The sequence below is a fragment of the Bradyrhizobium sp. HKCCYLS3077 genome, assembly GCF_051167555.1.
Lineage (GTDB): Bacteria > Pseudomonadota > Alphaproteobacteria > Rhizobiales > Xanthobacteraceae > Bradyrhizobium.
Window position 1 is genome coordinate 956,754 of sequence record NZ_JBNPTH010000001.1, and the last position, 26,387, is coordinate 983,140.

At 66.2% G+C, this 26,387-nt stretch carries 22 protein-coding genes; 10 read left to right on the forward strand and 12 right to left on the reverse strand.

The window, feature by feature from the left end; genetic code table 11:
* Positions 1 to 191: 191 nt before the first annotated feature.
* Together ACQR0Z_RS04200 and ACQR0Z_RS04205 are read right to left on the reverse strand one after the other, a co-directional pair.
* Entirely contained in the window at positions 192 to 2,177 is a 1,986-nt protein-coding gene (locus tag ACQR0Z_RS04200; RefSeq protein WP_434877945.1) for a cache domain-containing protein, read from the reverse strand.
* A 181-nt stretch (positions 2,178 to 2,358) separates the two neighbouring features.
* The gene (locus tag ACQR0Z_RS04205; protein WP_434917770.1) at positions 2,359 to 4,218 is read right to left on the reverse strand and encodes a feruloyl-CoA synthase; all 1,860 of its coding nucleotides are present in this window, start codon (positions 4,216 to 4,218) and stop codon (positions 2,359 to 2,361) included.
* 293 nt (positions 4,219 to 4,511) lie between these two features.
* Here ACQR0Z_RS04205 and ACQR0Z_RS04210 point away from each other — a divergent pair, with 293 nt between their 5' ends.
* Positions 4,512 to 4,991, forward strand: a complete 480-nt coding sequence (locus ACQR0Z_RS04210; protein ID WP_434917771.1) for a MarR family winged helix-turn-helix transcriptional regulator — start codon at positions 4,512 to 4,514, stop codon at positions 4,989 to 4,991.
* Positions 4,992 to 5,172: 181 nt separating this feature from the next.
* Here ACQR0Z_RS04210 and ACQR0Z_RS04215 read toward each other — a convergent pair whose 3' ends face one another.
* Entirely contained in the window at positions 5,173 to 8,049 is a 2,877-nt protein-coding gene (locus ACQR0Z_RS04215) for an EAL domain-containing protein (RefSeq protein WP_434856251.1), read from the reverse strand.
* Between the two features lie 167 nt (positions 8,050 to 8,216).
* Positions 8,217 to 9,215 carry an NAD(P)H-quinone oxidoreductase gene (locus ACQR0Z_RS04220; protein ID WP_434917772.1) on the reverse strand — a complete coding sequence of 333 codons (999 nt, stop codon included), beginning with the start codon at positions 9,213 to 9,215 and terminating at the stop codon, positions 8,217 to 8,219.
* Positions 9,216 to 9,299: 84 nt separating this feature from the next.
* Between ACQR0Z_RS04220 and ACQR0Z_RS04225 the strand changes: the two genes are divergently transcribed.
* Positions 9,300 to 9,491 (forward strand): DUF1192 domain-containing protein, encoded by a 192-nt coding sequence (locus ACQR0Z_RS04225; RefSeq protein ID WP_434856249.1) that lies wholly within the window; start codon positions 9,300 to 9,302, stop codon positions 9,489 to 9,491.
* A gap of 172 nt (positions 9,492 to 9,663) precedes the next feature.
* Here ACQR0Z_RS04225 and ACQR0Z_RS04230 read toward each other — a convergent pair whose 3' ends face one another.
* Entirely contained in the window at positions 9,664 to 9,873 is a 210-nt protein-coding gene (locus tag ACQR0Z_RS04230; RefSeq protein ID WP_434856248.1) for a hypothetical protein, read from the reverse strand.
* A 205-nt stretch (positions 9,874 to 10,078) separates the two neighbouring features.
* Here ACQR0Z_RS04230 and ACQR0Z_RS04235 point away from each other — a divergent pair, with 205 nt between their 5' ends.
* Positions 10,079 to 10,591, forward strand: a complete 513-nt coding sequence (locus ACQR0Z_RS04235) for a DUF1465 family protein (protein WP_434856247.1) — start codon at positions 10,079 to 10,081, stop codon at positions 10,589 to 10,591.
* 146 nt (positions 10,592 to 10,737) lie between these two features.
* Here ACQR0Z_RS04235 and rpmE read toward each other — a convergent pair whose 3' ends face one another.
* Positions 10,738 to 10,965, reverse strand: a complete 228-nt coding sequence (gene rpmE / locus ACQR0Z_RS04240) for a 50S ribosomal protein L31 (protein WP_012046762.1) — start codon at positions 10,963 to 10,965, stop codon at positions 10,738 to 10,740.
* 222 nt (positions 10,966 to 11,187) lie between these two features.
* Between rpmE and ACQR0Z_RS04245 the strand changes: the two genes are divergently transcribed.
* Together ACQR0Z_RS04245 and ACQR0Z_RS04250 are read left to right on the forward strand one after the other, a co-directional pair.
* Positions 11,188 to 13,041, forward strand: coding sequence for an ABC transporter ATP-binding protein/permease (locus tag ACQR0Z_RS04245; protein WP_434917773.1), 1,854 nt, complete (start codon positions 11,188 to 11,190; stop codon positions 13,039 to 13,041).
* A gap of 142 nt (positions 13,042 to 13,183) precedes the next feature.
* Positions 13,184 to 13,384: a hypothetical protein gene (locus ACQR0Z_RS04250; protein ID WP_006614616.1), complete on the forward strand. Its 201-nt coding sequence runs from the start codon at positions 13,184 to 13,186 to the stop codon at positions 13,382 to 13,384.
* Positions 13,385 to 13,574: 190 nt separating this feature from the next.
* On the opposite strand, the gene ACQR0Z_RS04255 is transcribed toward ACQR0Z_RS04250, so the two are convergent.
* Genes ACQR0Z_RS04255 through ACQR0Z_RS04265 form a run of 3 tightly spaced genes read right to left on the reverse strand, consistent with a single transcriptional unit; the run spans position 13,575 to position 16,091 of the window.
* The gene (locus ACQR0Z_RS04255; protein ID WP_434917774.1) at positions 13,575 to 14,033 is read right to left on the reverse strand and encodes a GNAT family N-acetyltransferase; all 459 of its coding nucleotides are present in this window, start codon (positions 14,031 to 14,033) and stop codon (positions 13,575 to 13,577) included.
* Complete coding sequence (locus ACQR0Z_RS04260; protein WP_434856244.1) at positions 14,030 to 15,058, reverse strand: peptidoglycan -binding protein; 1,029 nt, start codon at positions 15,056 to 15,058, stop codon at positions 14,030 to 14,032. The genes ACQR0Z_RS04255 and ACQR0Z_RS04260 overlap by 4 nt, the downstream gene beginning before the upstream one ends.
* 43 nt (positions 15,059 to 15,101) lie before the next feature.
* Entirely contained in the window at positions 15,102 to 16,091 is a 990-nt protein-coding gene (locus ACQR0Z_RS04265; protein WP_434856243.1) for a flagellar motor protein MotA, read from the reverse strand.
* A gap of 184 nt (positions 16,092 to 16,275) precedes the next feature.
* Here ACQR0Z_RS04265 and ACQR0Z_RS04270 point away from each other — a divergent pair, with 184 nt between their 5' ends.
* From ACQR0Z_RS04270 to ACQR0Z_RS04290, 5 genes are all read left to right on the forward strand, one after another.
* On the forward strand, positions 16,276 to 17,088 hold the full coding sequence (locus ACQR0Z_RS04270; RefSeq protein WP_434917775.1) for a DUF1295 domain-containing protein: 813 nt from the start codon (positions 16,276 to 16,278) through the stop codon (positions 17,086 to 17,088).
* A 12-nt stretch (positions 17,089 to 17,100) separates the two neighbouring features.
* Entirely contained in the window at positions 17,101 to 18,129 is a 1,029-nt protein-coding gene (locus tag ACQR0Z_RS04275; RefSeq protein WP_434917776.1) for an SAM-dependent methyltransferase, read from the forward strand.
* Between the two features lie 270 nt (positions 18,130 to 18,399).
* Entirely contained in the window at positions 18,400 to 19,593 is a 1,194-nt protein-coding gene (locus ACQR0Z_RS04280) for an efflux RND transporter periplasmic adaptor subunit (protein ID WP_434917777.1), read from the forward strand.
* A gap of 6 nt (positions 19,594 to 19,599) precedes the next feature.
* Positions 19,600 to 22,752: a multidrug efflux RND transporter permease subunit gene (locus ACQR0Z_RS04285; protein ID WP_434856239.1), complete on the forward strand. Its 3,153-nt coding sequence runs from the start codon at positions 19,600 to 19,602 to the stop codon at positions 22,750 to 22,752.
* A gap of 372 nt (positions 22,753 to 23,124) precedes the next feature.
* On the forward strand, positions 23,125 to 23,733 hold the full coding sequence (locus ACQR0Z_RS04290) for an outer membrane protein (RefSeq protein WP_434917778.1): 609 nt from the start codon (positions 23,125 to 23,127) through the stop codon (positions 23,731 to 23,733).
* 11 nt (positions 23,734 to 23,744) lie between these two features.
* On the opposite strand, the gene ACQR0Z_RS04295 is transcribed toward ACQR0Z_RS04290, so the two are convergent.
* The 3 genes from ACQR0Z_RS04295 to ACQR0Z_RS04305 all read right to left on the reverse strand — a co-directional run bounded on the left by ACQR0Z_RS04295 (position 23,745) and on the right by ACQR0Z_RS04305 (position 26,379).
* Positions 23,745 to 24,275 (reverse strand): hypothetical protein, encoded by a 531-nt coding sequence (locus ACQR0Z_RS04295; protein ID WP_434917779.1) that lies wholly within the window; start codon positions 24,273 to 24,275, stop codon positions 23,745 to 23,747.
* Positions 24,276 to 24,352: 77 nt separating this feature from the next.
* A complete protein-coding gene (locus tag ACQR0Z_RS04300; RefSeq protein WP_434856236.1) occupies positions 24,353 to 25,144 on the reverse strand; it encodes an inositol monophosphatase family protein in 792 nt (263 codons plus the stop codon).
* A 131-nt stretch (positions 25,145 to 25,275) separates the two neighbouring features.
* Positions 25,276 to 26,379 (reverse strand): tetratricopeptide repeat protein, encoded by a 1,104-nt coding sequence (locus tag ACQR0Z_RS04305; protein ID WP_434917780.1) that lies wholly within the window; start codon positions 26,377 to 26,379, stop codon positions 25,276 to 25,278.
* Between the last annotated feature and the right edge of the window lie 8 nt (positions 26,380 to 26,387).

Sequence of the window (26,387 nt, forward strand, 5' to 3'; positions counted from 1 at the left end):
GGGCTTGTCCCGGCCATCCACGTCGGTCGGCATGTTGAGAACGACGTGGATGCCCGGGACAAGCCCGGGCATGACGGAGTAACTAATTGGCAGGATTGCTCGTTGGTAAGGCTCCGCATTTCCATATGCGATAGCCCTCCCCTTCAGGGGAGGCTGGCACCGAGATCGCGGCGTTTGTCATCGCCTTGGCGTCACGCCGCCTGGCGTTCGGAAATGATGCCCGTCAGGCGCGCCGACTGCTCGGCGTTGAGCGTGAACTGCACCAGCGCGGTGCGATCGCCGACGCGGGTCACCGTGCCCGGTAGATCCGACACCATGCCCGTGATCGCAAGCGTCACCGGCGTGTTGACCGACAGCCGCACCGGGATCTGCTCGAGCAGCGCGCCGCCGAGCGACAGGTTCCGCACTGTGATGCCGATCGCCTCGCCATTCACCTGAAGCGTGCCGGGACGGTTGATGTTGAGCCGCGTCGACAGGCGGCGGTCGACATCGGAGGTCGAGGTCCGGATCACCCGGACCAGCTCGGTGCGCAGGCGCTGGACCTTTTCGGCGACGGTGCTCGATCCGTCGCGAATGTCGGTCGAACGACGGCCGGCCTCGCTGGCTTCGCGCGAGACCTCGGCGATCTGGCTGGCGACCTCGCGGGCCGCCGCCGAGGTCTCCTCGACGGTGCGCGAGATCTCCATGGTCACGCTGTTCTGCGCCTGGATGGCGTCGGCGATCCCGGACGACACCGCCTCGACGTTGCGGATGACCTCGCCGATCGCGCCGATCGAGGTCACCGACGCGCGTGTCGACTCCTGGATCTCGGCGATCTGCTGCGCGATCTCGCTGGTGGCCTTGGCGGTCTGCTCGGCGAGCGACTTCACCTCGGAGGCGACCACCGCGAAGCCACGCCCGGCGTCACCGGCGCGCGCCGCTTCGATCGTCGCGTTCAGCGCGAGCAGGTTGGTCTGCCCCGCGATCTCGCTGATCAGGCTGGTGACGGCTCCCACCTTGTCGGCGGCTTCCGACAGTTTGGCGATCGTCGCCTGCGCCTCGGACGAGGTCGCGACCGCCTTGCGGGTCAGCTCACGCGAGGAACTGACCTGGGCCGAGATCTGCGAGATCGAGGCCGCGAGTTGCGAGGACGCCTTGGCGACGGTCTGCGTGGTCGCGAGCGCCTGTTCGGCGGCAGCGGCGACGCTGCTCGAATTGCGCTCCAGCGTCAGTGCGCTCTCCGTCATCGATTTCGCGTTCTTGGCCATGTGGCCGGTGCCGTCGGCAACCTCGCCGACCGCCGTGCTCGCCGCCAGCTCGACCGCTTCGGCCATTTCCTGCAGCGCCTTGCTCTTGACGCGCTCGGCGACCTGGCGCTGCTCGTCCTCGAGCATCGCGGTCTGCCGTGCCTTTTCCTCCGTCTTCAGCCGGAACTGTTCGATCGAACGCGCCATGTCGCCGAGCTCATCGCTGCGATTGAGGCCCGGCAGCTTGATATCGAAATTGCCGTGACCCAGCTCGTTCAACGCAGCGCCCATCGAGGCCAATGCCGCGGACATCCGGCGGGCGATGATCAGCGTGATCGACCCGATGACCAGCATCACCAGCAAGGCCGTGATGAAGACGCCGCGCTTGCTCTCCCACATCTGCGCTTCGAGATCGTCGACATAGACACCGGTGCCGATGATCCAGCCCCACGGCTCGAAGCCGGCGACATAGGACATCTTCGGCTGCGGCGCGTCCTTGCCGGGCTTCGGCCACATGTAGTCGACGACGCCGGCGCCCTGGCGCTTGACGACATCGACCATCTCCATGAACAGCCGCTTGCCGGTCGGATCCTTGTTGTCGGCAAGGCTCTGCCCGTTCAGCTCCGGCTTGATCGGATGCATGACCATCTTCGGAGTCATGTCGTTGATCCAGAAGTAGTCGCCGCTGCCGTAGCGCAGCTTGCCGATCCGCTCCGCTGCCTTCTTCTGTGCAAGCTCGGGCGCCACCTTGTCGCGCGCGATCGCATCATGTTCCTCGCGGGCGATGCTGAGGGCGGTCTGCGTCAGATGGACCAGCTCGCTCTGCCGCTGCTCCTTCAGGGAGCTTTCGAGATTCTGCGTCTGCGTGGCCGCGAGCCCGAGGAGTCCACAAAAGGACAGGCCGATGATCGCGTAGATGCGAAGCGCAAGAGAGAAACGCGGCTGAGCCATGGAGATACCGGGGCGCGAGAGGAGGGCTGATTGCGAACGACTTTAAGGAATCGCGGTTGATGCCCGGTTAAGTGCGCATGGTAGCATCATGCCGAACGGAGGTTGTCCGGCACGTAGTTCTACGGAATTTCAGGCCGACCCGACGGGTTGCGGGATGGATGCGCGACGCGGCGCTGTTCTCTCAATTGGGCGTTGGCCTGATGACTTCGGGCGCGGCGTCGTCCTGCAGCCTTGCCACGAGATGAGCGCGGCGCGTCAGCACGGCGCGCTGATTGATATAACCCTTGTCGGTGATCTCGCCGGCATCGAGGGAGGGTGGCTCGGCCATCAGCAGCGCACGCGCGGCATAGCGTGACGAGCCGACTGCCTCGGCGCGTAGTTTGGCAAGCCCCTGTGCGACGGCTTCGCGCACCGACGCGTGTCCCAGGATATCGCCGGCTGTCGCGCTGTCTGTAAGGCCGGCGTGGGTACGACAGGCGGCGATGTTGGGCACGATCAGGAAATGGACTTCGTCGGTGCCGTGTCCGGCGATGACGATGTCCTGCGCCAGCGGCGCCAGTGCCGAGATGCCGGCGACACGCAGCGCGCCGACATTGACCCAGGTGCCGGAGCTGAGCTTGAAATCCTCGGTGATGCGGCCGTCGAAGAATAGGCCACGCTCGGGATGATCGGGATCGGCGAGCTTCATGGCATCGCCGATCTTGTAGAAGCCTTCTTCGTCGAAGGCGGCGGCGGTGATGTCCGGCGCCTTCCAATAGCCCGGCATGACGTTCGATCCGCGTATGCGCACCTCGAGCTTCTCGCCCGCTGGCACCAGCTTGAGCTCCGTGCCGGGGATCGGCACGCCGATGTTTCCGGCGCGCTCGGCGAAGAAGTGGCAGTCGGTCGCGAGCGGCGAGGTCTCGGTGGCGCCCCAGGCCGAGACCAGCGGGGCGGGACGGCCGATCGTGGCCCGGCTCATCTCGTTGAGCGCGTCCCAGAGATTTTGCGGCAGCGCCGCCGCGGCATAGAGGATGCAGCGCACGCCGGAGAAGAATTTCTGCCGCAGCGTGTCGTCCGCCCTGAGCGCCGTGATCAGCATGTCGAAGCCGCGCGGAACGTTGAAGTAGATCGTCGGCACGATGCTGCGCAGATTCGCAAGCGAGGTCTCGAACAGGCCGGGCGCGGGCTTGCCGCCATCGATGTAGATCGAGCCGCCATGGGCGAGCACCAGGTTGAAGTTGTGGTTGGCGCCGAAGGTGTGGCTCCAGGGCAGCCAGTCGACGATGACAGGGCCGCCTTCGACCTCGCGCAGAAAGGTCCAGAGCTGGCCCTTGGCCTGCTGGCTCATCGTCAGCATCCGATGCGTGTTGATCACGGCTTTGGGCTGTCCGGTCGAACCCGAGGTGAACAGCAGCTTTGCGATCGTGTCGGGCGTCACCGCGGCAAAGGCGCTCTCCACCTCGGGGCCCGGCTTCGTCGCAAGCACGCTCTGCAACGCGACAGCGCTCGTCCCGCCGCTGTCGCCGGCGATGATCGGCGCGTGATGCAGGCCCTCGATGGCCGCCAGCGCCCGGGCAAACGGCTCGCGCTGCGCGACGAAGATGGCTCCGGGATCGAGCAGCCGGATCATCGCGCGCAGCTTCTCGTGATCCGTCGACATCAGCGAATAGGCCGGCGAGATCGCGCAGACGGGAATGCCGACATGCTGCGCGGCGAGCGCCAGCACGGCATGCGCGATGCTGTTGTCGGAGAGGATCGCGAGCGGACGGTCAGGGCCGAGCCCCTGCGTCAGCATCCAGGACGCGGCCGCGCGCACCTGCGCGAGCGTCTCGCCATAGGTGATCCAGGTCCAGCTGTCGCCGCGGCGCTCGGCCAGGAAGGTGCGGTCGGGATAATGGCGGCCCCAATGCTCCAGCCACTCGCCGGTGCAGCGCACCGTCGGCAGCAGCGGCATGCGCGAGCGCAGGATGATCGCGCCGTCGTCGCGTTTCAACGCCTCGATCGATGGCGCCGCGAACATCGCCGGTGCGGCGGCGCGGCGCGCTTCGGCTTCAGCCATGGCGCACCTCCGCGCGGTGGTCGGTCATCCATGGAGAGCGCGCGACGGCAAGGGGAGATGCGGCGCGGCCCCTGCCGCGATCAGCTGCATTGCGCCGCCGCATTGCCGTCGCAATGCAGGCAGCCGTCGCCATCGATGCCGGCATGACCGTTCCCCTCCCATCTGTATTTGTTGGACGCGAGACTAACAGAATAGTTGTGGTTTGCAATTATTGTGGATGTGACCAATTGCGGCGGCTTGTGCGCAAGAGTGCAGCGGTCTACGCAGGAATGCCCCATGTCAGCGAGCCCCTGATGTCCAAGAGCGCGAGTGCCGGAGCGCACAAAGATGGAGCCAGGCAGGACGCCGAAATCCGTCTCGGTGAGCTCGAGAACCATCTCGGCTATTTCGTCCGCCGCCTGCAGCACTGGATCTTCCGCGACGTCAATGCCGCGTTGGCGGCAATCGACCTCGATGTCATCGGCTATTCGATCCTGGAGACGATCGCCGCCAACCGAGGCGCCACGCAGATCGCGATCGCGGGGGCGCTCGGTATCGAGCGCGCGCGCATGGTCGGGCTGCTCGACGGCCTGCAGCGGGCCGGACTGATCGTGCGCGAGCGCGCCGAGCACGACCGCCGGGCCCACGCGCTCGGCCTGACGCCGCACGGCCGCATGATGCTGAAGAAGGCCAATGCGGCCGTTGCCGCGCATGAGAAGCGGGTGGCGCGGCGGCTCGGCGCGGAGAACTACCGCCGCGCGCTCGCGGCGCTGTCGCGGTTCGAATCCGACTAGACTCGTCGCGGATGGCACTGCCGTGAGCCTCCTGTCGCACCAGGACGCATCGGCCACACGCAGCCGGCACGCGAACGCGGTACTGCGGTAAGTCTACCTCAAGCAATCGAAAAGAAAAGATACATCCTGGGGATGTCGGGCGGCCGGACCTGTCTCGCGCCGGCCGCGGCCGATGAGCGGATCAGCTCGCCGCTTCCAGCCGCTCTTCCGTCAGCAGCCGCATGGCGGCGTCGGCGTCCATCGGCTCGCCGAAGGCGTAGCCCTGGGCGTATTCGCAACCGAGCTGGTAGAGCTCGACGGCATCGGAGTCCGACTCCGCGCCTTCCGCCACGACGTCCATGCCGAGATCGTGCGCCAGCGCGATGATCGATTTCAGGATCACCGGCCGCGTGCCGCGCGCGGTGGTGCGGACGAAGGACTGGTCGATCTTCAAGGTGTCGAACGGGAAACGCTGCAGATAGGCGAGCGACGAGTGGCCGGTGCCGAAATCGTCGATCGAGAGACCGACGCCGAGCTCGCGGATGCGCGCCAGCATCTGCGCGGCGTGCTCGGGGTTCTCCATCACCAGTGACTCCGTCAGCTCGATCTTGAGCGAGCCGCGCGCGACCGATGAGCGCGCCAGCACCGAGCGGATGTCGTGGATCAGGTCGTGGCGGAGCAGCTGGCGCGACGAGACGTTGACGCTGGCAAAAATCGGTTCGCGCAGCCGCGTCGCGCGCTGCCATACCGAGAGCTGCCGCGCGGTCTGGTCGAGCACGAAGGTGCCGAGATCGACGATCAGGCCGATCTCCTCGGCGATGGTGATGAACTCGATCGGCGACATCCGGCCGAGCTTCGGATGATCCCAGCGCGCCAAAGCCTCGAAGCCGGCGATCGAGCGATCCTCGAGCCGCACGATCGGCTGGTAGAGGATCGTGATCTCCTGGCGCTCGATCGAGCGGCGCAGCTCGCTCTCGAGCGTCAGCCGGTCGTTCTTGCGCGCGCGCATCGCCGGCTTGTAGACGTCGATGCGGTCGCCGCCGATGCGCTTGGAATGATACATCGCAAGCTCGGCATCCTTGATGATGTCCTCCGACAGCTGCGTCTGCGGATCGGACAAAGCGAGCCCGATCGAGGCGGTCAGGAAGATCTCGCGCTCGTTGAAGGCGATCGGCGCGCGGATGGTCTTGCGGATGGTCTCGGCAAACGCCGTGATGCGGGCGGGGTCCTGCTCCGACAGCAGAATCAGTCCGAACTGATCGCCGGCGAGCCGCGCCAGCGTGTCCTGCGGCTTGAGGATACGCGACAGCCGCCGCGCCAGGGTCAGCAGGATGGAATCGCCGACCGCGATGCCGACGGAATCGTTGACCTGCTTGAAGCGGTCGAGATCGATCACCATCAGGGTCGGCCGCAGGGTCGGCATCGTCTTGGCGAAATTGGCGACGGCGGCGAGGCGGTCGATGAACAGCTTGCGGTTGGGCAGGCCGGTCAGATTGTCGTGGACGCTGTCGTGGAGCAGGCGCTCCTCGGCGTTCTTGAACTCGGTCACATCCGTGAGCGTGCCGACGACGCGGGACACTTCGCCGTCGGAGCCGACCACCGGGCGCGCCTTCAGCGCGAACCACATGAAGTGGCCGTCGGGCGTGCGCAGGCGGAAATCCTGGACGAGGCGGCCGCGGCGCTGGTCGAGCACGCTGTCGAGCGCGGCGCGGAAGCGGTCCTGGTCGAGCGGATGCAGCACCTCGAGCCATTTCGCCGCCGGACCTTCCAGCGTGCCGCGCTTCAGCCCGAGCAGGCTCTCGGTCTCCGGGCTGGTGAACACCTTGTCGGCGGAGACGTCCCAGTCCCAGATCAAATCGCCGGAACCGGCCAGCGCCAGCGCGCGGCGCTCGACGTCGGAGACGATGCCGGTGGTGGCGCCGCCGCCGGCGAAGGCGTGCTGCATCACGGTGAAGCCGATCAGCATCACGATGAGCACGAGGCCGCCGAGCAAAGCGGGGCCGACGATGTCGTTGGTGACCTGGCCCGCGACCGTCATGCCGGCGGCCGCAACCCAGACCGTCAGCAGGAACCAGGTCGGGATCAGCAGCACCGCGCGATCGAAGCCGTGGCTGGAGAGATAGACGATCAGCGCGAAGCCGAGCACGGCGATCAGGAGCAGCGACATCCGCGCGATGCCCGAGGCCACCGCCGGATCGAACAGCGCGACCGCGACCAGCGAGCCCAGGAAGAACAGCCAGCCCAGCGTGATGTGCGAGTAGCGAACGTGCCAGCGCGAGAGGTTCAAATAGGCGAACAAAAACACCAGCAAGGTCGCGGCGAGGATCGCCTCGCCCGCCGCGCGCCAGACGCGCTCGGCATTGTTCGACATGTCCAGGACCTTGCCCCAGAAGCCGAAGTCGACGCCGATATAGACCAGCACCGCCCAGGCCAGCGCCGCGGCGGCCGGAAACATGATGCTGCCCTTGACCACGAACAGGATCGTCAGCACGAGGGCGAGAAGGCCGGAGATGCCGATCACGATGCCCTGGTACAAGGTGAACGAGTTCACCTTGTCCTTGTAGGCCTCGGGCTCCCACAGATAGAGCTGCGGCAGCTTGTCGGTGCGCAATTCGGCCACGAAGGTGACGACCGAGCCGGGATCGAGCGTGACGCGGAAGACGTCGGCGGTCGGGCTCTCCTGCCGCTCCGGCAGGTCGCCGATCGAGGGCGTGATGGTGGCGATGCGCGACAGGCCGAGATCAGGCCAGAACACGCCGGAGCCGACCACGCGGTAATGCGGCGCCACGATCAGGCGGTCGAGCTGGTCGTCGGTATTGTTGGCGAGCGCGAACACGATCCAGTGCTGGCCGCCCTCGCGAGCGCGCACCTCGATGCGGCGGACGATGCCGTCGGTGCCCGGCGCGGTCGAGACCTGGATGCGGTCGTTTTCGCTGCGCTGATGATCGAGGATGCCGGTGAGGTCGATGGCAGGCGCGTCGCTGCGAACGCTGACGGCGTCAACGGCCCGCGCGGCGGTAACGGCACCACACATCACGAGACCCAGCGCCAGTGACGCAAGGCACCTGATCAGACGCAATGTCAAATCTCCGCGTTCGACACCAACTCAGAGCGCAACAAGCCAATTCGAAAGACGTCGTCGCAGGCGAATGGAGCCGTTCCAGGCACGGTTCAGATGTGCGCGATCATTGGCACGAAAGCGAGGAAAATCAAAGAGTTTCCAAACACGCTCTGTTTAGACCGCGCCTAGATTTCCAACACAATTTTGCCAATATGTTGGCTCGTCTCCATGCGTGCATGCGCTTTTGCTGCATCCACCAGTGGAAAGGTCGAGTCCATCAGCGGCTTGATGCGGCCTTCACGCAGGAACGGCATCACCTTGGCCTCGATCGCGGCCACCATTGCCGCCTTATCGGCATTGCTGCGCGGCCGCAGGGTCGAGCCGGTGTGGGTGAGACGTTTCACCATCAACTTGACGAAGTTGACGGTCGCCTTGGGACTGCCCAGGAAGGCGATCTGCACGATCCGGCCATCGGTCGCGGCCACGTCGTAGTTGCGCTCGATGTAGTCGCCGCCGACCATATCGAGGATGACGTTGGCGCCCTTGCCACCGGTGGCTTCCTTCACCACGGCGACGAAGTCTTCCGTCTTGTAGTTGATGGCGCGGTCGGCGCCGAGCTTGACGCAGGCGCCCGCCTTGTCCTGCGAGCCGACGGTGACCAGCACCTTGGCGCCGAACGCCTTGGCGAGCTGGATCGCCATCGTGCCGATGCCGGAGGAGCCGCCGTGCACGAGCAGGGTCTCGCCGTCCTTCAGGGCGCCGCGCTCGAACACGTTGTGCCAGACCGTCATCAGGGTCTCGGGCAGGGCTCCGGCCTCCAGAATCGACAGCGCGGGTGGTACCGCCATGGCCTGAGCGTCCTGCGCGATGCAATATTCAGCGTAGCCGCCGCCGGCGACCAGCGACATCACGGTGTCGCCGAGCTTGTGCCGGACAGCGCCTTCGCCGAGCGCCACGACTTCGCCGGCGACCTCCAGGCCCGGCAGGTCGCTGGCACCGGGCGGCGGCGGGTAGCTGCCGGAGCGCTGCGCGACGTCGGGCCGGTTCACACCTGCGGCTTTGACCTTGATCAGGATCTCGCCGGGGCCGGGCTTCGGAACCGGCCGCGTCTCCGGCTTCAGCACCTCGGGTCCGCCGGGCTGGCTGATGGCGACCACGGTCATTTGCGCAGGCAGCTGTTCCATGAGAAATCCTCGGAAGGCGATGAAGCGTGTGCTGCGGCGTGCTTAAGCCAGCCGGGGCATGGCTGGCAACCGGGAGAGGACCAGATGGCAAATGACGATGACGACCGGCCGAAAAAGGCCGTTTCGCACGAGATCGGGCAGGATCTGTCGATGCTCTCGGTCGAGGAGCTGACCAGCCGGGTGGCGCTGCTGCGCGGGGAGATCGAACGGATCGAGCAGGCGGTCGCCAGGAAGCGTGCCTCGCGCGACGCAGCCGCCAGCATCTTCAAATCGTAAGGCAGTCGCCACGTAGAAACACGGTCGGCCAGTGGCCGACATGGCTAACGAAGTTTGAAAAATTTTCGCCATTTACGGTTGATTAAGCTTTCGGGTTTACAACCGGAACTGTCCTCGTTTGGACACCGAGTGGCTCCTGTCCACTCTGTTTGACGCCTCCCTGTTATCAACTTCAAAGCCGCCGGCAACGGCGGCTCTTTTTTTGCGCGCTCGCGATCGGCCCGTCGCGGATGCTCGGCCGGCGCGCCTGGAACGATGCCCAGACGCCGTGCTTGAAGAACGTCGCTTGCGCGAGCAGCGGCAGGACCGAGCTAACAATCCTGTGCAGCGCAATGTGGATGATGAGGATCGTCCGGTTACCGCAAACTATTGCCGCGATCATGTCTGCTAATAGCGCAAGCGCAGCAAATCGGCCTGATCAGCCGCATCACAGCTGCAAGTGGTACGAGGGCACGGCATGTCCCACGCCGTGGAAACCATAAACGGCGTTGCTGCTGGACTCTCGAAAGCGGCCGCGCAATGATTTGTTCATCATACCGGCGCGGTTGCCGGATTGCGTAACCAGTCGCGTTTAAGAGGCGTTAACCATGTCGGACCGTTTGCTGGGCGATGGCGCTCTTGTTCAGTTCAATGAGCGGCTCACCAACTCAGCTGCATTCGGCGCGCTGTTCCGGGAAGGCATGGATCTGGTCGAGGAGACCGCTGCCTATCTCGACGGTGACGGCCGCAACGAGGCCAAGGCGCTCGACCGCGCCGTCAGCCTGACCTACGCGACGGAGAGCATGCGGCTCACCACGCGGCTGATGCAACTCGCTTCATGGCTGCTTCTTCACCGCGCGGTGAAGGAGGGCGAGATGACCCTGAGCCAGGCCAACCGCGAAAAGACCAAGGTCAAGCTGACCGCCGCCGATCCGGGCCCGGACGATATGCTGGAGAAGCTGCCGCAGCAGCTGCAGGACCTGATCGCCCGCTCGATGAGCCTGCAGACCCGGGTCCGCCGCCTGGACTCGACCATCCATTCGCCGCCGCCGGACCAGAGCGCGATCGGCAATCCCCTGGTGCCGCATCTGAACCGGCTGAAGGCCGCTTTCGAGCAGTAAGCCCGGCTCCGGGCGGCTTGGTCGATCCGGGCCGCTCCTCCCGATCCGCCAGCGGACCAGAAACAAAAACGCCCCCGTTTCCGGGGGCGTTTTGCTGTCTGCCATCCGTCGGGCGGGGGCCAAAGGCCGGCGCCACGGCGCAAGGATCAATCCTTCTTGAGGAAGCCCTGGAACTTCTTCTGGAAGCGCGAGACGCGGCCGCCGCGGTCCATGATCTGCTGGGTGCCGCCCGTCCAGGCCGGGTGCGACTTCGGGTCGATGTCGAGGTTGAGCTTGTCGCCCTCTTTGCCCCAGGTCGAGCGGGTCTGGTACTCGGTGCCGTCGGTCATCACGACCGTAATCGTATGATAATTCGGGTGAATGTCGGCTTTCATGGCTTCATCCTAGGGCAATGCGAAGACATGACCTCGCGCGGCCGCGCCTGATCCTGTCGTCACTGAAGGGGGACAATTGGCGCGCTCTATAGCCCAAGGTCCCGCCCAAAACAAGCCAAGCTCATGGATGAGCACCTTGGTACGTTTCCGGATTTGCAAACTCCGGCCCGGAAGGCCTATCTGGACGAAGAACCGGTATTTGGAAGAATTCTCAGGTGGCCCATGAGCGCAGTGGAACGGCTTGACGAACGGCATAATGCTGCCGGGCAGGATCCGGTCGGAGATGCCGTCGCGGCCGTCGAGGCGCTGGCCGAACCGGCAAGCCCGGTCCGTCGCTCCAAGCTGCGACCGCTGCTCGCGCTCGCCCCCTATATCATGCGCTATCGGGGCCGCGCCGTGCTGGCGCTGATCGCGCTGACGGTTGCCGCGCTGACCACGCTCCTGGTGCCGGTCGCCGTCCGCCGTATGATCGACTTCGGGTTCACGCCGAAGGGCATCGAGCTCATCAACAGCTACTTCAGCGTCATGATCGCCGTCGTGGCCGTGCTCGCGGTGGCGAGCGCCGCCCGCTACTACCTCGTGATGACGATCGGCGAACGCATCGTCGCCGACATCCGCCGCGACGTGTTCGCGCATCTGATGTCGCTGTCGCCGTCCTTCTTCGATTCCGCGCGCTCCGGCGAGCTGGTCTCGCGCCTGACGGCCGACACCACCCAGATCAAATCGGCGGCCGGCGCCTCTGTCTCGATCGCGCTGCGCAACCTGCTGCTGTTTCTCGGCGCGACCGGGATGATGGTGTTCACCAGCCCGAAACTGTCACTGTTCGTGCTGCTGGCGATCCCGCTGATCGTGCTGCCGCTGGTCGCGTTCGGCCGCTGGGTGCGGCGGCTGTCACGCAACGCGCAGGACACCCTCGCCGATGCCTCCGCCTATGCCTCCGAGCTGGTCGGTGCGATCAGGACGGTGCAGGCCTATACCAGCGAGAAGCTCGCGGCCGGGCGGTTCGGCGGCGAGGTCGAGCAGGCCTATGAGGCCGCCCGCGTCTCGACGCAGGCGCGCGGCGTGCTCACCGCGATCATCATCTTCATCGTGTTCTCCAGCGTGGTCGCCATCCTCTGGGTCGGCTCGCACGACGTGCTGACCGGCAACATCAGCGCCGGCCGGCTCGGCCAGTTCGTGCTGTACGCAGCGTTCGCCGCTGCCGGCCTCGGCCAGCTCTCGGAAGTCTGGGGCGAGGTCTCGGCCGCCTCCGGCGCGGCCGAGCGCCTGTTCGAGCTGCTGCACGTGCAGCCCGAGATCAAGCCGCCGGCGCGTCCGCTTGCGCTGCCGGAGCCGGCGCGCGGCGACATCGGCTTCGATCATGTCGGTTTCGCCTATCCGAGCCGTCCCGACGTCCGCGTGCTCGAGGAGGTCTCGTTTTCCATCCGCGCCGGCGAGAAGGTCGCGATCGTCGGTCCGTCCGGCGCCGGCAAGAGCACGCTGTTTCATCTGCTGCTGCGGTTCTACGATCCGGCCTCGGGGTCGATCTCCGTCGATGGCGTGCCGGTGCGCGCGGCCGACCCGCGCAAGGTGCGCGAGCGCATGGCGCTGGTGCCGCAGGAGTCCGTCGTGTTCGCGGCGAGCGCGCGCGAGAACATCCGCTTTGGCCGGCCCGAGGCGAGCGACGCCGAGGTCGAGCGCGCCGCCGATCTGGCTCATGCCAGCGAGTTCATCCGCCGCCTGCCGGAAGGCTTCGACACCCCGCTCGGCGAACGTGGCGTGACGCTGTCGGGCGGCCAGCGCCAGCGGATCGCGATCGCGCGCGCGATCCTGCGCGATGCGCCGCTGCTGCTGCTGGACGAGGCGACCTCGGCACTCGACGCCGAGAGCGAGACCCTGGTGCAGACCGCGCTCGAAGGCCTGATGAAGGACCGCACCACGCTGGTGATCGCGCATCGCCTCGCGACCGTGCTGTCCTGCGACCGCATCCTGGTCATGGACCGCGGCCGCATCGTCGAGCAGGGCACGCATACGTCGCTGGTGGCGGCGAACGGACTCTACGCGCGTCTGGCGCGGCTGCAATTCGAGGGCGTGTAGTTTCAGCCACATTGTGGGCGGCCGGCAACACTGCGAATTTGCGCCGCAGACCCTGCAACTTTTCTTCGGCCTTGTACGTTCCCTGCGCGAAACTTCACGGCGCCATTCATGCTGTGGCGCCCTTCGCACAGGATGGACGACCATGCCCTATCGCCGCGGCAGCTTTGCCCTCACGCCCCCGTCTTTCGTGATCTTCGCCATCGCGCTGGTGCTCGCACTCGTCGCGATGCTCGCGCACTACATGCACGCCTCGGTGCCGCTGCTGTCGGCCGCCCACGCCTTCGACGCGCTGGCGATCGCCTTCGTGGTGCTGACCATCGGCGTCCTGTTTCGCGGCGTGTAGTTGCAGTTCGGCCCACACTCGGTGTCGTCCCGGCGAACGCCGGGACCCATAACCCCGGTCGAATGTTTGGTCGACGAACCTCGCCACGTCGTTCTTCGCAACACCTCTGCTGCGGAGTATGGGTCCCGGATCTGCCCTCGCTTCGCTCGGTTGTCCGGGACGACGGTTGTGGGTGTTGCTGCGTGCCGGGCTAACGGGCCTCCGGCCTCCACGCCATGCGCACCACGGGCCGCCCGGAGGTCGGATTGACGTCCTCGCCGGCCTCGACGAAGCCGCTGCGCTGGTAGAAGCGGATGGCGCGGGTGTTGTCCTTGTTCACCAGCAGGGTGATTCCGCCAGGGGATCGCCGCTTAGCGGCATCAACTAATTGCGTCGCCAGCGGCGAGCCCCAATGCTCCGGTGACACGACCAGCTGATCGAGATAGCCCGCCGCATCGATCGTGACGAAGCCGGCGAGCGTGCCTTCCGCCTCGGCGACGATCACCTCAGCCTTCGGCACCAGCTCGTCGCGCCAGCGCTCGCGCCACCACGGCACCCGCGCGGCGAAGTCGATCGCGGGGTAGGCGAGCTGCCACGTCGCCTGCCACAGCGCGATCGCCGCGTCCTCGTCCTCGGCGCGATACGGCCGCAGGGTGAAGCCGGCCGTCACCGCTCCGTCAGCTTCAATTCGATGCGGCGGTTGCGGCGGAACGCGTCCTCGGTATTCGCCGCATCCAGCGGCTGGAATTCGGCGAAGCCGGCGGCGACGAGGCGCTGGGCGGGGACGCCGAGCGAGATCATATATTGCACCACGGAGATCGCGCGTGCCGACGACAGCTCCCAGTTCGACTTGAACACCGGGCTGTTGATCGGCCTGACGTCGGTGTGGCCGTCGACGCGCAGCACCCAGGAGATCTCGGCGGGGATCTGCTTGTCGAGATCGATCAGCGCCGTCGCCACCGAGTTCAGCTCCTGCTGTCCCTCGGGCAAGAGCGTTGCCTGCCCGGTGTCGAAGAACACCTCGGACTGGAACACGAAGCGGTCGCCGACGACGCGGATATCGGGACGGTTGCCGAGGATGGCGCGCAGCCGGCCGAAGAACTCGGAGCGGTAGCGCGTCAGCTCCTGCACCCGCTGCGCCAGCGCAACGTTCAGCCGCGAGCCGAGGTCGGCGATGCGGTTCTGGGATTCCTTGTCGCGCTTCTCGGAGGCGTCGAGTGCGTCCTCCAGCGCGGCGAGCTGGCGGCGCAGCGCGCTGATCTGCTGGTTCAGCACCTCGATCTGCGCCAGCGCCCGCGCCGTGACCTGCTTCTCGGAGTCGAGGGCCCGGTTGAGCTCGTTGGCACGGCCGGTGGCATTGCTGCCGGCGTTAGCGAGGCCGTCGTACAGGCTCTTGACCCGGTCGCGCTCGGCCTCGGCGCTGGACAGCCCGGCGCGCAGCTGCGCGACCTGGTCGTCCAGTGACAGCTTGCCGAGCTTCTCCAAGGACAGCATCTCGTTGAGCTGCGCGATCTTGGCGTTGAGCTGCTCCAGCGCCTTGTCCTTGCCCGTGACCTCCTGCGACAGGAAGAACTGCACCACCAGGAAGACGGTCAGCAGGAACACGATCGACAGCACGAGCGTCGACAGCGCGTCGACGAAGCCCGGCCAGTAGTTCAGGCCGGAGTCGCCCCGGCGGGTACGGGCAAGCGCCATTCAGCGTCTCCTCAAGTCACTCGAAGCCAGCGCGGCGGACGCGCTAGCTCTTCTCCGTCTGCCGGGCCAGCCGCTCCAAGAGCCGCTTGATCTCGCGGTTCTGCTCGCCCTGGCCGTCGGCCCATTCGCGGATCATCTGCTGCTCGGTGCGCATGTGCGCGACCAGGCCCTGGATCGCCTCGGCGAGGTTGGCCATGGCGGCGGTGGCGCCGCGGTTGGAGCCTTCCTCCATGGCGGTGCGGAGCCGCTCGATGGCCACGGAAAGATCGGCGCCTGTGTCTCCGGTGCCGCCATATTCCCGCACCGTGCCGGCGAGCCAGTCCTCCAGGTCGGTATAGAAGCGGTTCTGCGCCTGGCTGGACTGCAAATCGAGGAAGCCCAGGATCAACGATCCGGCGAGGCCGAACAGCGAGGACGAGAACGAAATGCCCATGCCGCTGAGCGGCGCGGCGAGGCCGCCCTTGAGGGTGTCGAACAGCGCGCCGGCATCGCCACCGACCTTGAGCCCGTCGATGACCTTGCCGACCGAGCCCACCGTCTCGATCAGGCCCCAGAAGGTGCCGAGCAGGCCGAGAAACACCAGCAGTCCGGTCATGTAGCGGGAGATGTCGCGGGCCTCGTCGAGGCGGGTGGCGATGGAGTCGAGCAGATGCCGCATGGTCTGCTGCGAGATCGACATCCGCCCGGTGCGCTCGCGGCCGAGGATGGCGGCCATGGGGGCCAGCAGGGTCGGGTGGCGGTGCACCGCCAGGCCGGGATCGGCGATGCGGAAATTATTCACCCAGGAGACTTCCGGATAGAGCCGGATCACCTGGCGGAACGCCAGGATGACGCCGATCAGCAGCACCGCTCCGATCAGCGCGTTCAGCCCGGGATTGGCGAAGAACGCCATGATGATCTGCTTGTAGAGCACGACGCCGACCAGGGCGCACAGCACCAGGAAGACCAGCATCCGCACCAGGAAGATCCGGGGCGTGGACAGTTTGGTCGGTTCGACGTCCATCGCGGAGCGGGAAGGGGAGCCTTGAGGCATTGTCGATGACATCCGTTGCGGGGGGACCGGTCCCGAAATTCCACTATGGCACAGCAGCGGCGGGAGAAAAGCCGCGATCGGCGCAATCCCCGTCCCCTGCGCGGAACTTTGGCTGAAACCGGCGGGCGTCCGCGGCGTAGTTAGTCCCGTGGTTCATATCTAGCGGGAACGCCCTGGCTTTGTCATGACCGTCGTTGATTATCTGCTGGCGCTCCTGGCCATGGCCGTGGCGATGTCTGTGCTGATGAGCCTGGCCTGGGTGGTGCAGCAGCGCACCGGGAATTCCGGCTGGGTTGACACGATCTGGACATTTTCCGTCGGATTGGTGGGCGCTGTCGGCGCCATCTGGCCGGCGGGCGGGGCGACACCCCACGCGCGGCAATGGCTGGTCGCGATCCTGGTGGCGGTCTGGTCGCTGCGGCTGGGTGGCCATGTTGCGGTGCGCAGCCGCGGCATCACCGACGATCCGCGCTACGCGGAGTTCGCCCGGCAATGGGGCGAGGCGGCGCCACGGCGGATGTTCGTGTTCCTGCAGCAGCAGGCCTTGGGCGCGATTCCCCTGGTGTTCGCGATGTTCGTCGCGGCCCATGCTCCGGCCCCCGAGCTGCGCTTGCAAGACTATCTCGGCATCCTCGTGCTGTTCATCGGCATCGCCGGCGAGGGGCTGGCCGACGCCCAATTGAAGGCGTTCCGCACCGATCCGGCCAACAAGGGCAAGGTCTGCGATGCCGGCCTGTGGCGCTGGTCGCGCCATCCCAACTACTTTTTCGAGTGGATGTGCTGGCTCGCTTACCCCGTCATTGCGTTGTCACCTGACAACCCCTGGGGGCTCGCCAGCCTGCTGGCCCCGCTGCTGATGTACTACATCCTGGTCCACGTCACCGGCATCCCGCCGCTGGAGGAACAGATGCTGCGCTCGCGCGGCGACCGCTACCGGGCCTATCAGGCGCGCACCAGCGCCTTCTTTCCTCTCCCGCCGAACCCCGCCGGCAAGTAACGGAGCCACCGCATGAGCTTCATCTCGACCATCATCGGCGCTGCCGAGCGCGTGCCGCTCCCCGACGCCGTGATCCGCGCCGCGATCTACGAACTCTGCGCGCGCACGGCCACACGGCTCGCAGGGCCGCAGGCGATGGGCGATGCGGAGTTCGCCCGCCTGCTGACGACGCGCCCGGTCGCCGAGCATACGGATGCGGCGAATGCCCAGCACTACGAGGTGCCGGCGGCGTTCTTCGCCCGCGTGCTCGGTCCTAACCGCAAATACTCCTGCTGCTTCTACAAGGAGCCGGTCTCGACCTTGCAGGAGGCCGAGGAGGAGGCGCTGCGGCAGACGGTGGCCAATGCCGATCTGCAGGACGGCCAGAGCATTCTCGAGCTCGGCTGCGGCTGGGGCTCGCTGTCGCTGTTCATGGCCCGCCAGTTCCCGCACGCGAAAATCACGGCGGTGTCGAACTCGCACTCGCAGCGCCGCGCGATCGAGGAGATGGCGCAGGCTCGCGGCCTGCTCAATCTGCGCGTCATCACCGCCGACATGAACCAATTCGCGCCCGACGGGCGCTTCGACCGTGTCGTCTCGGTCGAGATGTTCGAGCACATGATGAACTGGCGCGAGCTGCTGTCGCGCGTGCGCTCATGGCTCACGCCCGACGGTCGGCTGTTCATACACATCTTTACCCATCGCTCCGGCTCCTATCTGTTTGATCGCAACGATCGCGAGGATTGGATCGCACAGCACTTCTTCACCGGCGGCATCATGCCGAGCCACACCTTGATCCGGCAGTTCGGCGATCTGTTCGCGGTCGAGAAGGAGTGGCGCTGGAGTGGCACGCATTATCAGCGCACGGCCAGGGACTGGCTCGCCAATTTCGACGCCGACCGCGACCGCATCCTCGAGGTGCTGCAGCCGGTCTATGGCGATGACACCGCCTTGTGGATGCGTCGCTGGCGCTGGTTCTTCCTCGCCACCGCGGGCCTGTTCGGTCACGATGAAGGCCGCGAATGGGGCATCAGCCATTACCGCCTGCAGCCGGTGACTTGATCGGGGAACCAGCGGCCCCGCGCGGGATTCGCGTTTCGCTCTGCGGAACCTGTGGGAACTCTCACGCCACAATCCGCTCACAATTGAGTGAGTCGTCAAAACGCGCAGTTAATCAGTCCCTTAGCGGATGTGACATACAGCCGCCCGACTGCTGCATTGCGTCGCAGCAGCGCGCTTTTATGGTGCGGCCACGCTCGGCACCAGAATGGCGCCATCACCCGGTCATCCGGTCGACTGTTTTCAAACATGATCGAGGGGGCACCACCGTCCATGTCTCGTTTTCGCGCGCCGCTGCTCGGCACTGCATTGATCCTCGTCGCGGCCATGCCGCTCGCCGGCTGCAACGAAACCACGCCCGCTCAGGCGTCCACCAACGAACAGGTCACCGTTCCCGACGTCGGCATCATCACCGTTGAGCAGAAGGCGCGCGCGATCGTGCGCGAGCTGCCGGGCCGCATCGCGCCGACCCGCGTCTCCGACGTGCGGCCGCGCGTGTCCGGCATCATCGTCGAGCGGCTCTTCCGCCAGGGCAGCGAGGTGAAGGCCGGCGATCCGCTGTATCGCCTGGATCAAAAGCCGTTCGAGGTCGAGATCATGTCGAGCCGCGCCGCGCTCGCCAAGGCGGAAGCCGTGCATGAGCGCGCCGTGCAGCAGGCGAACCGGATTGCGCAACTGTTCAAGGAGCGGGCGGCGCCGGCCGTCGAGAACGAAAAGGCGATTTCTTCGGAGCGCGAGGCCGCGGCCGACATCGAGGCGCGCAAGGCCGATCTCGCGCGCGCCCAGCTCAATCTCGACTACGCGACCGTCCGTGCGCCGATCGACGGCATCGTCGGCGCCGCCCAGCTCAGCGAGGGCGCGATCGCCGTGCAGAACGAGACCTCGCTGGTCACGATCCAGCAGCTCGATCCGATCTATGCCGACTTCACCCAGTCGGTCAGCGAGCTCAACCGCCTGCGCCGCGCCTTCGAGTCCGGCGATCTCGACCAGATCGCGCCCGACGCGATCAAGGTCCGCCTCGTGCTCGACGACGGCACGCCGTATTCGATTCCGGGCAAGCTGCTGTTCTCCGACGCCAAGGTCGATGCCGCGACCGGCCAGGTCACCTTGCGCGGCGAGTTTGCCAATCCCAAACGCGAGCTGTTGCCGGGCATGTATGTCCGCGTCCGCATCGAGCAGGGCATCGACAGCGATTCCGTCGGCGTGCCGCAGCAGGCCGTGCAGCGCAATGCCGCCGGCGGCTCCGAGGTCTATGTGATCCGCGACGACAACCGCGCGATCGCGCGGCCCATCCGCACCGGTCCGGTGCAGGATGGCCTGGTGCTGATCACCGACGGCCTGCGCGCCGGCGACAAGGTTGTCGTCGACGGTTTCCAGAAGTTTGCCGCGGGCGACAAGGTCACGCCGCAGGCCTGGACAGAGGTCAGCACGGCGACGCAGCTCGAAACCAAATCAGCGTCGCGGTAAGTCCCGATGCCGAGTTTCTTCATCGACAGGCCGATCTTCGCCTGGGTCGTCGCGCTGTTCATTTGCCTGATCGGCGCGATCGCGATCCCGCTGCTGGCGGTGGCGCAATATCCGATCATCGCGCCGCCCTCGATCTCGATCTCCACTAGCTATCCCGGCGCCTCGCCTGAAAATCTCTACAACAGCGTGACGCGGCTGATCGAGGAGGAGCTCAACGGCGCCTCCGGCATCCTCAACTTCGAATCGACCAGCGACTCGCTGGGGCAGGTCGAGATCACCGCCAACTTCGTCCCGGGAACGTCGACCAACGACGCCTCGGTCGAGGTGCAGAACCGCCTCAAGCGCGTCGAGGCGCGGCTGCCGCGCGCAGTCATCCAGCAGGGCATCCTGGTCGAGGAGGCCTCGGCCGCGGTGCTGCAGATCATCACCCTGCAGTCGACGGACGGCAGCCTCGACGAGGTCGGCCTCGGCGACTTCATGATCCGCAACGTGCTCGGTGAAATCCGCCGTATCCCCGGCGTCGGCCGCGCCACGCTGTATTCGACCGAGCGCTCGCTGCGGGTCTGGCTCGATCCGGCCAAGCTGATCGGCTACGGCCTGACCGCCGACGATGTCACCAAGGCGATCGGCGCGCAGAACGCGCAGGTCGCCTCCGGCAGCATCGGCGCCGAGCCGGCCACGACCGTGCAGCGCACCTCGGCGCTGGTGCTGGTCAAGGGCCAGCTCGATTCGCCGGACGAGTTCGGCGCGATCATCCTGCGCGCCAATGCCGACGGCTCCACCGTGCGGCTGCGCGACGTCGCGCGCATCGAGATCGGCGGCCTCAGCTATCAGTTCAACACCCGCCTCAATGGCAAGCCGACCGCGGGTCTCTCCGTGCTGCTGTCGCCGACCGGCAACGCGCTGGCGACCGCGAGTGCGGTCGAGGCCAAGATGAAGGAGCTGTCGCGCTTTTTCCCCTCGAACATCGCCTACGAGATCCCCTACGACATCACGCCCGTCGTGAAGGCCTCGATCAAGCGCGTGCTGATGACCCTGGTCGAAGCGGTCGTGCTGGTGTTCGTCGTGATGTTCCTGTTCCTGCAGAACATCCGTTACACCATCATCCCGACCATCGTCGTGCCCGTGGCGCTGCTCGGCACCTGCGCGACGCTGATGCTGGTCGGCTACTCCATCAACATGCTGACGATGTTCGGCATGGTGCTCGCGGTCGGTATCCTCGTCGACGACGCCATCGTCGTGGTCGAGAACGTCGAGCGCATCATGACCGAGGAGGGGCTGTCGCCGAAGGAGGCCACGCGCAAGGCGATGGGCCAGATCACCGGCGCCATCATCGGCATCACGCTCGTCCTAATGGCCGTGTTTGTGCCGATGGCGTTCTTCCCCGGCTCGGTCGGCATCATCTACCGGCAGTTTTCGGTCACCATGGTCGCGGCGATCGGCTTCTCCGCGCTGCTCGCGCTGTCGCTGACCCCGGCGCTGTGCGCGACGCTTCTCAAACCGGTCCAGGCCGGGCACGGTCATGCGAAGAGGGGCGTGTTCGGCTGGTTCAACCGCTTCATGGACGGCAGCCGCAACCGCTATGTCGGCGTCGTGCGCGGCGGCCTGCGCCGGACCGGACGGCTGATGCTGATCTACGCGATCTTCCTGGCCGGTCTCAGCTACGCCTTCATCCAGTTGCCCGGCGGCTTCCTGCCGGTCGACGACCAGGGCTTCATCACCACCGACGTGCAGACGCCGGCGGATTCATCCTACGCGCGGACTCAAGCCGCCGTCGAGGCGGTCGAGAAGTACTTGGCCAAGCGCGACGGCATCGAGGACGTCACCTTCCTCACCGGCTTCAGCTATGCCGGCCAGGGCGTCAACACCGCGCAGGCCTTCATCTCGCTGAAGGACTGGTCCGAGCGCGGCAAGCACGACAGCGCCGCGGCGCTGGTCGCCGACATCAACCGCGATCTCGCCTCGCTGCGCGATGCCAAGATCACCGCGCTGCAGCCGCCGCCGATCGACAATCTCGGCAACTCCTCCGGCTTCAGCTTCCGCCTGCAGGACCGCGGCCAGAAGGGCTACACCGCGCTCGTTGCGGCTGCGGACCAGCTGATCGCGGAAGCCAATGCCAGCCCGGTGCTGCAGAAGGTCTATGTCGAGGGCCTGCCGCAGGGACCTCAGGTCAATCTGATGATCGACCGCGAGAAGGCCGGCGCCTTCGGCGTCACCTTCGAGGACATCAACAACACGATCTCGACCAATCTCGGCTCGAACTACGTGAACGATTTCCCCAATCGCGGCCGCATGCAGCGCGTCGTGGTGCAGGCCGACCGCATCAGCCGCATGAATGCGGACGACATCCTCAACTACAGCGTCAAGAACGCCAAGGGCCAGCTGGTGCCGTTCTCGTCGTTCGCGACCATCCAGTGGGCCAAGGGACCCACCCAAATCGCGGGCTTCAACTACTATCCGGCCATCCGCATCTCCGGCGAGGCGAAGCCAGGCTTCACCTCGGGCGATGCGCTCAACGAGATGGAGCGCCTGGCGGCCAAGCTGCCGCGCGGCTTCGGCTATGAATGGACCGGACAGTCGCTGCAGGAGAAGCTGTCGGGCTCGCAGGCGCCGCTACTGCTCGGCCTGTCGGCGCTGGTCGTGTTCCTCTGCCTCGCCGCGCTGTATGAGAGCTGGACGATTCCGCTCGCGGTGCTGCTCACCGTGCCGCTCGGCATTCTCGGCGCCGTGGTGGCGGCCAATCTGCGCGGGCTCTCGAACGACGTCTACTTCACGGTGGCGCTGATCACGATCATCGGCCTCGCCGCCAAGGACGCGATCCTGATCATCGAGTTCGCCAAGGATCTGCGCGCCCATGGCAAGCCGCTGGTCGAGGCGACCGTCGAGGCGTGCTCGCTGCGCTTCCGTCCGATCATCATGACCGGCCTCGCCTTCGTCTGCGGCGTGCTGCCGATGTCGATGGCCACAGGCGCCGGCGGCGCTAGCCAGCAGGCGCTCGGCACCAACGTGATGGGCGGCATGATCGCGGTGGTGATCCTGGCGCTCTTGATGGTGCCGGTGTTCTTCGTCTCGGTGCAGCGCGTGCTGGCGGGCGATCGGGAGAAGGCGCCAGCGGCAGAGCGCGAGGCATATGGGCCGCCGGCGCCGGTGAAGTCGTAGCTGATTACGATCGCAATAGCTCGCTCGGCCGATTGAGCCACGATCTCGCCATGCGATCGGTGCGCTCCCCTCCCCCTTGCGGGGAGGGGTCGGGGGTGGGGGTCTCCGAATTCCGCTCGATGTGATGAAATCCATTTCCATCACACGGGCACTCGATCCGGGTGAGCGAGAACGGACCCGTCTGCTCTTCCGTTGGCGCACGAAGATGTGTGCCTTCCACGACATTCGGGGTTCGCGGACCCCCACCCCCGACCCCTCCCCGCAAGGGGGAGGGGAGCGCACCGCGGGTGCCGCGACATGGTGCTTCAATCCGCGTCACTGGAGTTCCCGAGGCGACGCATGTATGCTCCGCCGACATGTAACGGGTACGGCATGTCGATGCTCTCTCGCAAATCTGCTCTTGCCTTCGCGCTCGCTGGCCTCTGCTTCGGCGGCCATGCGGCTCTCGCCCAATCCGGTCCTGTCAAATACTGGCTGCCAAGCTGGCCGATCGGCTTCAGCACCGATCCCGGCGTCGTGCAGAGCCTCGACTCCTACAGCAATGTCCCGGGGTTTACGACGACTGGCAGCAACAGCGGCTTCTTTGCGCGAAGCTACAGCGTGACGAACAATTGGGCGGCGCTCTCGGGCGTCGGCCTGGCCTCCAACATCGCCAACCGCTACGGCGGGCTGGGGTCTTACACCACCGAAGGCGCGCAATACGGCTACACCTTCAAGAGCGGCGTCAGCTTCTACGGCGGCTTCGACACCTTGAAATACAATCCCGGTCTCGGCGGCCCGTTCGCGACCTTCGATGGCCGCTCGAGCTCGACGCCCGCTTACGCCATCAATGGCGGTGTCGAATTCAAGCCGACGTCCAACATCAGCCTGTCGCTCGGCTTCAGCTATGCCGGCCAGTCGTCCGACCGCGTCGACAGCGACATCAACTCGCCGGCCTTGCCCGGCGCGACGCCGCAGGCGTTCATCAGCGGGCGCAGGTAGCTATAGGACATTCATCGTGGCGCGGCTTTTCGCGCCTCGGATTTGGCCCGCTCCCGGGCGTCGCGGTACCAGCGTTGCTTTTCCTCCGGGCAATATAAGGCCTGCCAAGCCGGGGCAGTAAACTTGCCGTAGAGAGTCTTGCGAACCGACAATGTGTTTGTGTCGATCCTCTTCAGCAGCATGACTTCCCTGAATTTGCGTTCGTAAGGATGAGGATCGCCAAGCGAGATAGCCAGATTGTAGTCGTCACAGATGAGGCTCAATCGGATCGCGCCGGGCGCCGTATCCGTGAGCTTGGCGATCTTGCAAATTCGCTCATTGCTCAAGATGGCCTTTTTGGAGAGTTCGAGGATGAAATCTCCGAACTCGCCACATACCTCGTCGAAATTGTTGTCAGGGGCGGCATAGGTGCCGTCCGGCGGGCGCCAAGTTTCGGTCGGTCTTTGAAGAATATCCTGACCTTGAGCGAGTGCCGAGCCAAGGAAGCAGAAAGCGGCCGCAATGCTCGCGGACACCACCGAACTGGCGACTCCATGCACCATCTTGTGGGATCCCTCACCGGCGCAGCATTTCGTCCGCGGATCGATTCCAGGCCGATCCTGGCCGTCGCCGAATCGAGCTAACCCGCGGCCTTCAGCACCTTCACCATCTCGCGGTGAATGATCTCATTGCCGCACACGACGTGCCCCGTCGCCAGCGCATCTTCCTTGCCGTCGATGCCCGACACGGTGCCGCCGGCCTCGCGCACCATGATCATGCCGGCGGCGATGTCCCAGGGCTGCAGGTCGCGTTCCCAATAGGCGTCGAAGCGGCCGGCGGCGACGAAGGCGAGGTCGAGCGAGGCGGCGCCGAAGCGGCGCAGGCCTGCGACCTTGACCTGCAGCGAGGTCATCTCGCGCAGGAACAGCTGGTGGTCGCCGCGGCCGATATGCGGCAGGCCGCAGGCGATGACGCATTCATGCAGCTGCTTGCGCGCGGCGACGCGCAGCCGCTGGTCGTTGAGGAACGCGCCCTTGCCGCGCTCGGCGATGTACAGCTCGTCATTGGCCGGATTGTAGATCACGCCGGCGATCACGGTGTCCTCGCGCTGGAGCGCGATGGAGATCGCGAATTGCGGGATGCCGTGCAGGAAGTTGGTGGTGCCGTCGAGCGGATCGACGATCCAGGTGTGCGACTTGTCGCTGCCTTCGCGCTTGCCGCCTTCCTCGCCGAGAAAACCATAGCCGGGACGCGCCTTGGAGAGGTCCTCGTACAGCATCTCCTCGGCCTTCTTGTCGGCGCGCGAGACGAAATTGGCGGGTCCCTTCAGCGACACCTGGAGGTGCTCGATCTCGCCGAGGTCGCGCTTGAGGTTGCGGCCGGCGCGGCGCGCGGCCTTGACCATGACATTGATGAGGGCGGAATGAATCATGTGCTCGATGCGCTGGTCTGGTCGCACCTTGCGGTGCGCGCCTTGCCGGTAGCGGGGGGCGGAGGCGGATGAAAATGGGGTGGCTGTGGGTGCCCTGAAGGGGCGGCCGCGTCAAGGCCGGAAGCGGCGGATCACTTGATGGTGCCGAGCCAGCGCTTGGCGGCCTGCTCGCCCTTGGCGCGGTCCTCGGGCGGCATGTCGGCGAATTTCTCGTCGAGCTTGGGGTCGCCCTTGCCGGCGGTCTTAGCCACCAGGTGCCATTTGTAGGCCTCGACCTTGTCCATCTGGGTCGCGATTCCATACAGCAGCACCCAGGCCAGCCGGTTCTGGGCCACCGGGCTGTTCTGACGGGCCGCCCGTCGCAGCAGCGCGATGGCCGCCGGCTGGTTCTTCGGGACGCCGGTGCCGTTGAACAGCGCGATGGCATATTCGACTTCGGCGTCGACATTGTCAGCGATCGCTGCCGCCTGCAGCAGGCGGGCGGCCTTTTCGAGGTCCTGCGGAACGCCGGTTCCTTCCTTGTAGAAGGTTGCCAGCGCATATTGCGCCTCCGGATTGCCGGCATCCGCCGCCATGCGCAGCAGCTCGGCCGAGCGCTTCAGGTCCTGCGGCAGGGTCTGGCCGTCGAGATAGAGCAGCGCCAGGTTATACGCCGCCTTGGGCTCGCCGAGCTTCGCTGCGGAGGCCAGCAGCTTGACCGCTTCCGGCTTGTCGACCGGGCCGCCGCGTCCCGCCAGCCGCATCATCGCCAGCGCGAACATCGCCTCGCGGTCACCGGCCTCGGCGGCGCGCTTGTACCAGATCGCCGCCTTCTCATAGTCGCGGCGGATGCCCTGGGCATTCTCATAGAGCTGGCCGAGCATCGCCATCGCCTTGGGATCGCCAGCCTGCGCGCGCGGCGTGGCGAGGTCGAAGGCGGTTTTGTACTGGCCGCGCTGATAGGCGCCGTAGACGACATCGACGTTCGGGTCATTGGCGGATGGCTGCGCCGTGGCGGCCGGCGTAGGCGCGGCCGGCTTGGCCGACGGGGCAGGGGCGGGGCTCGCCTTTTTCGCGGCAGGGGCCGGCGCCGGCGGCTTCGGCTTCTCCGCGGCCTTGTCGGCGGGGCGCTCGGCCGGCTTGGGCTTTTCGGCGGGCTGCTGAACCGCGGGAGGCGTCAGCGAGATCTGCGCATGTGCGCCCGTCGTCGCTACCGCGAACGCAGCAACAAGACATTTCAGGCGCAGCTTCGTCATGGGCGGCG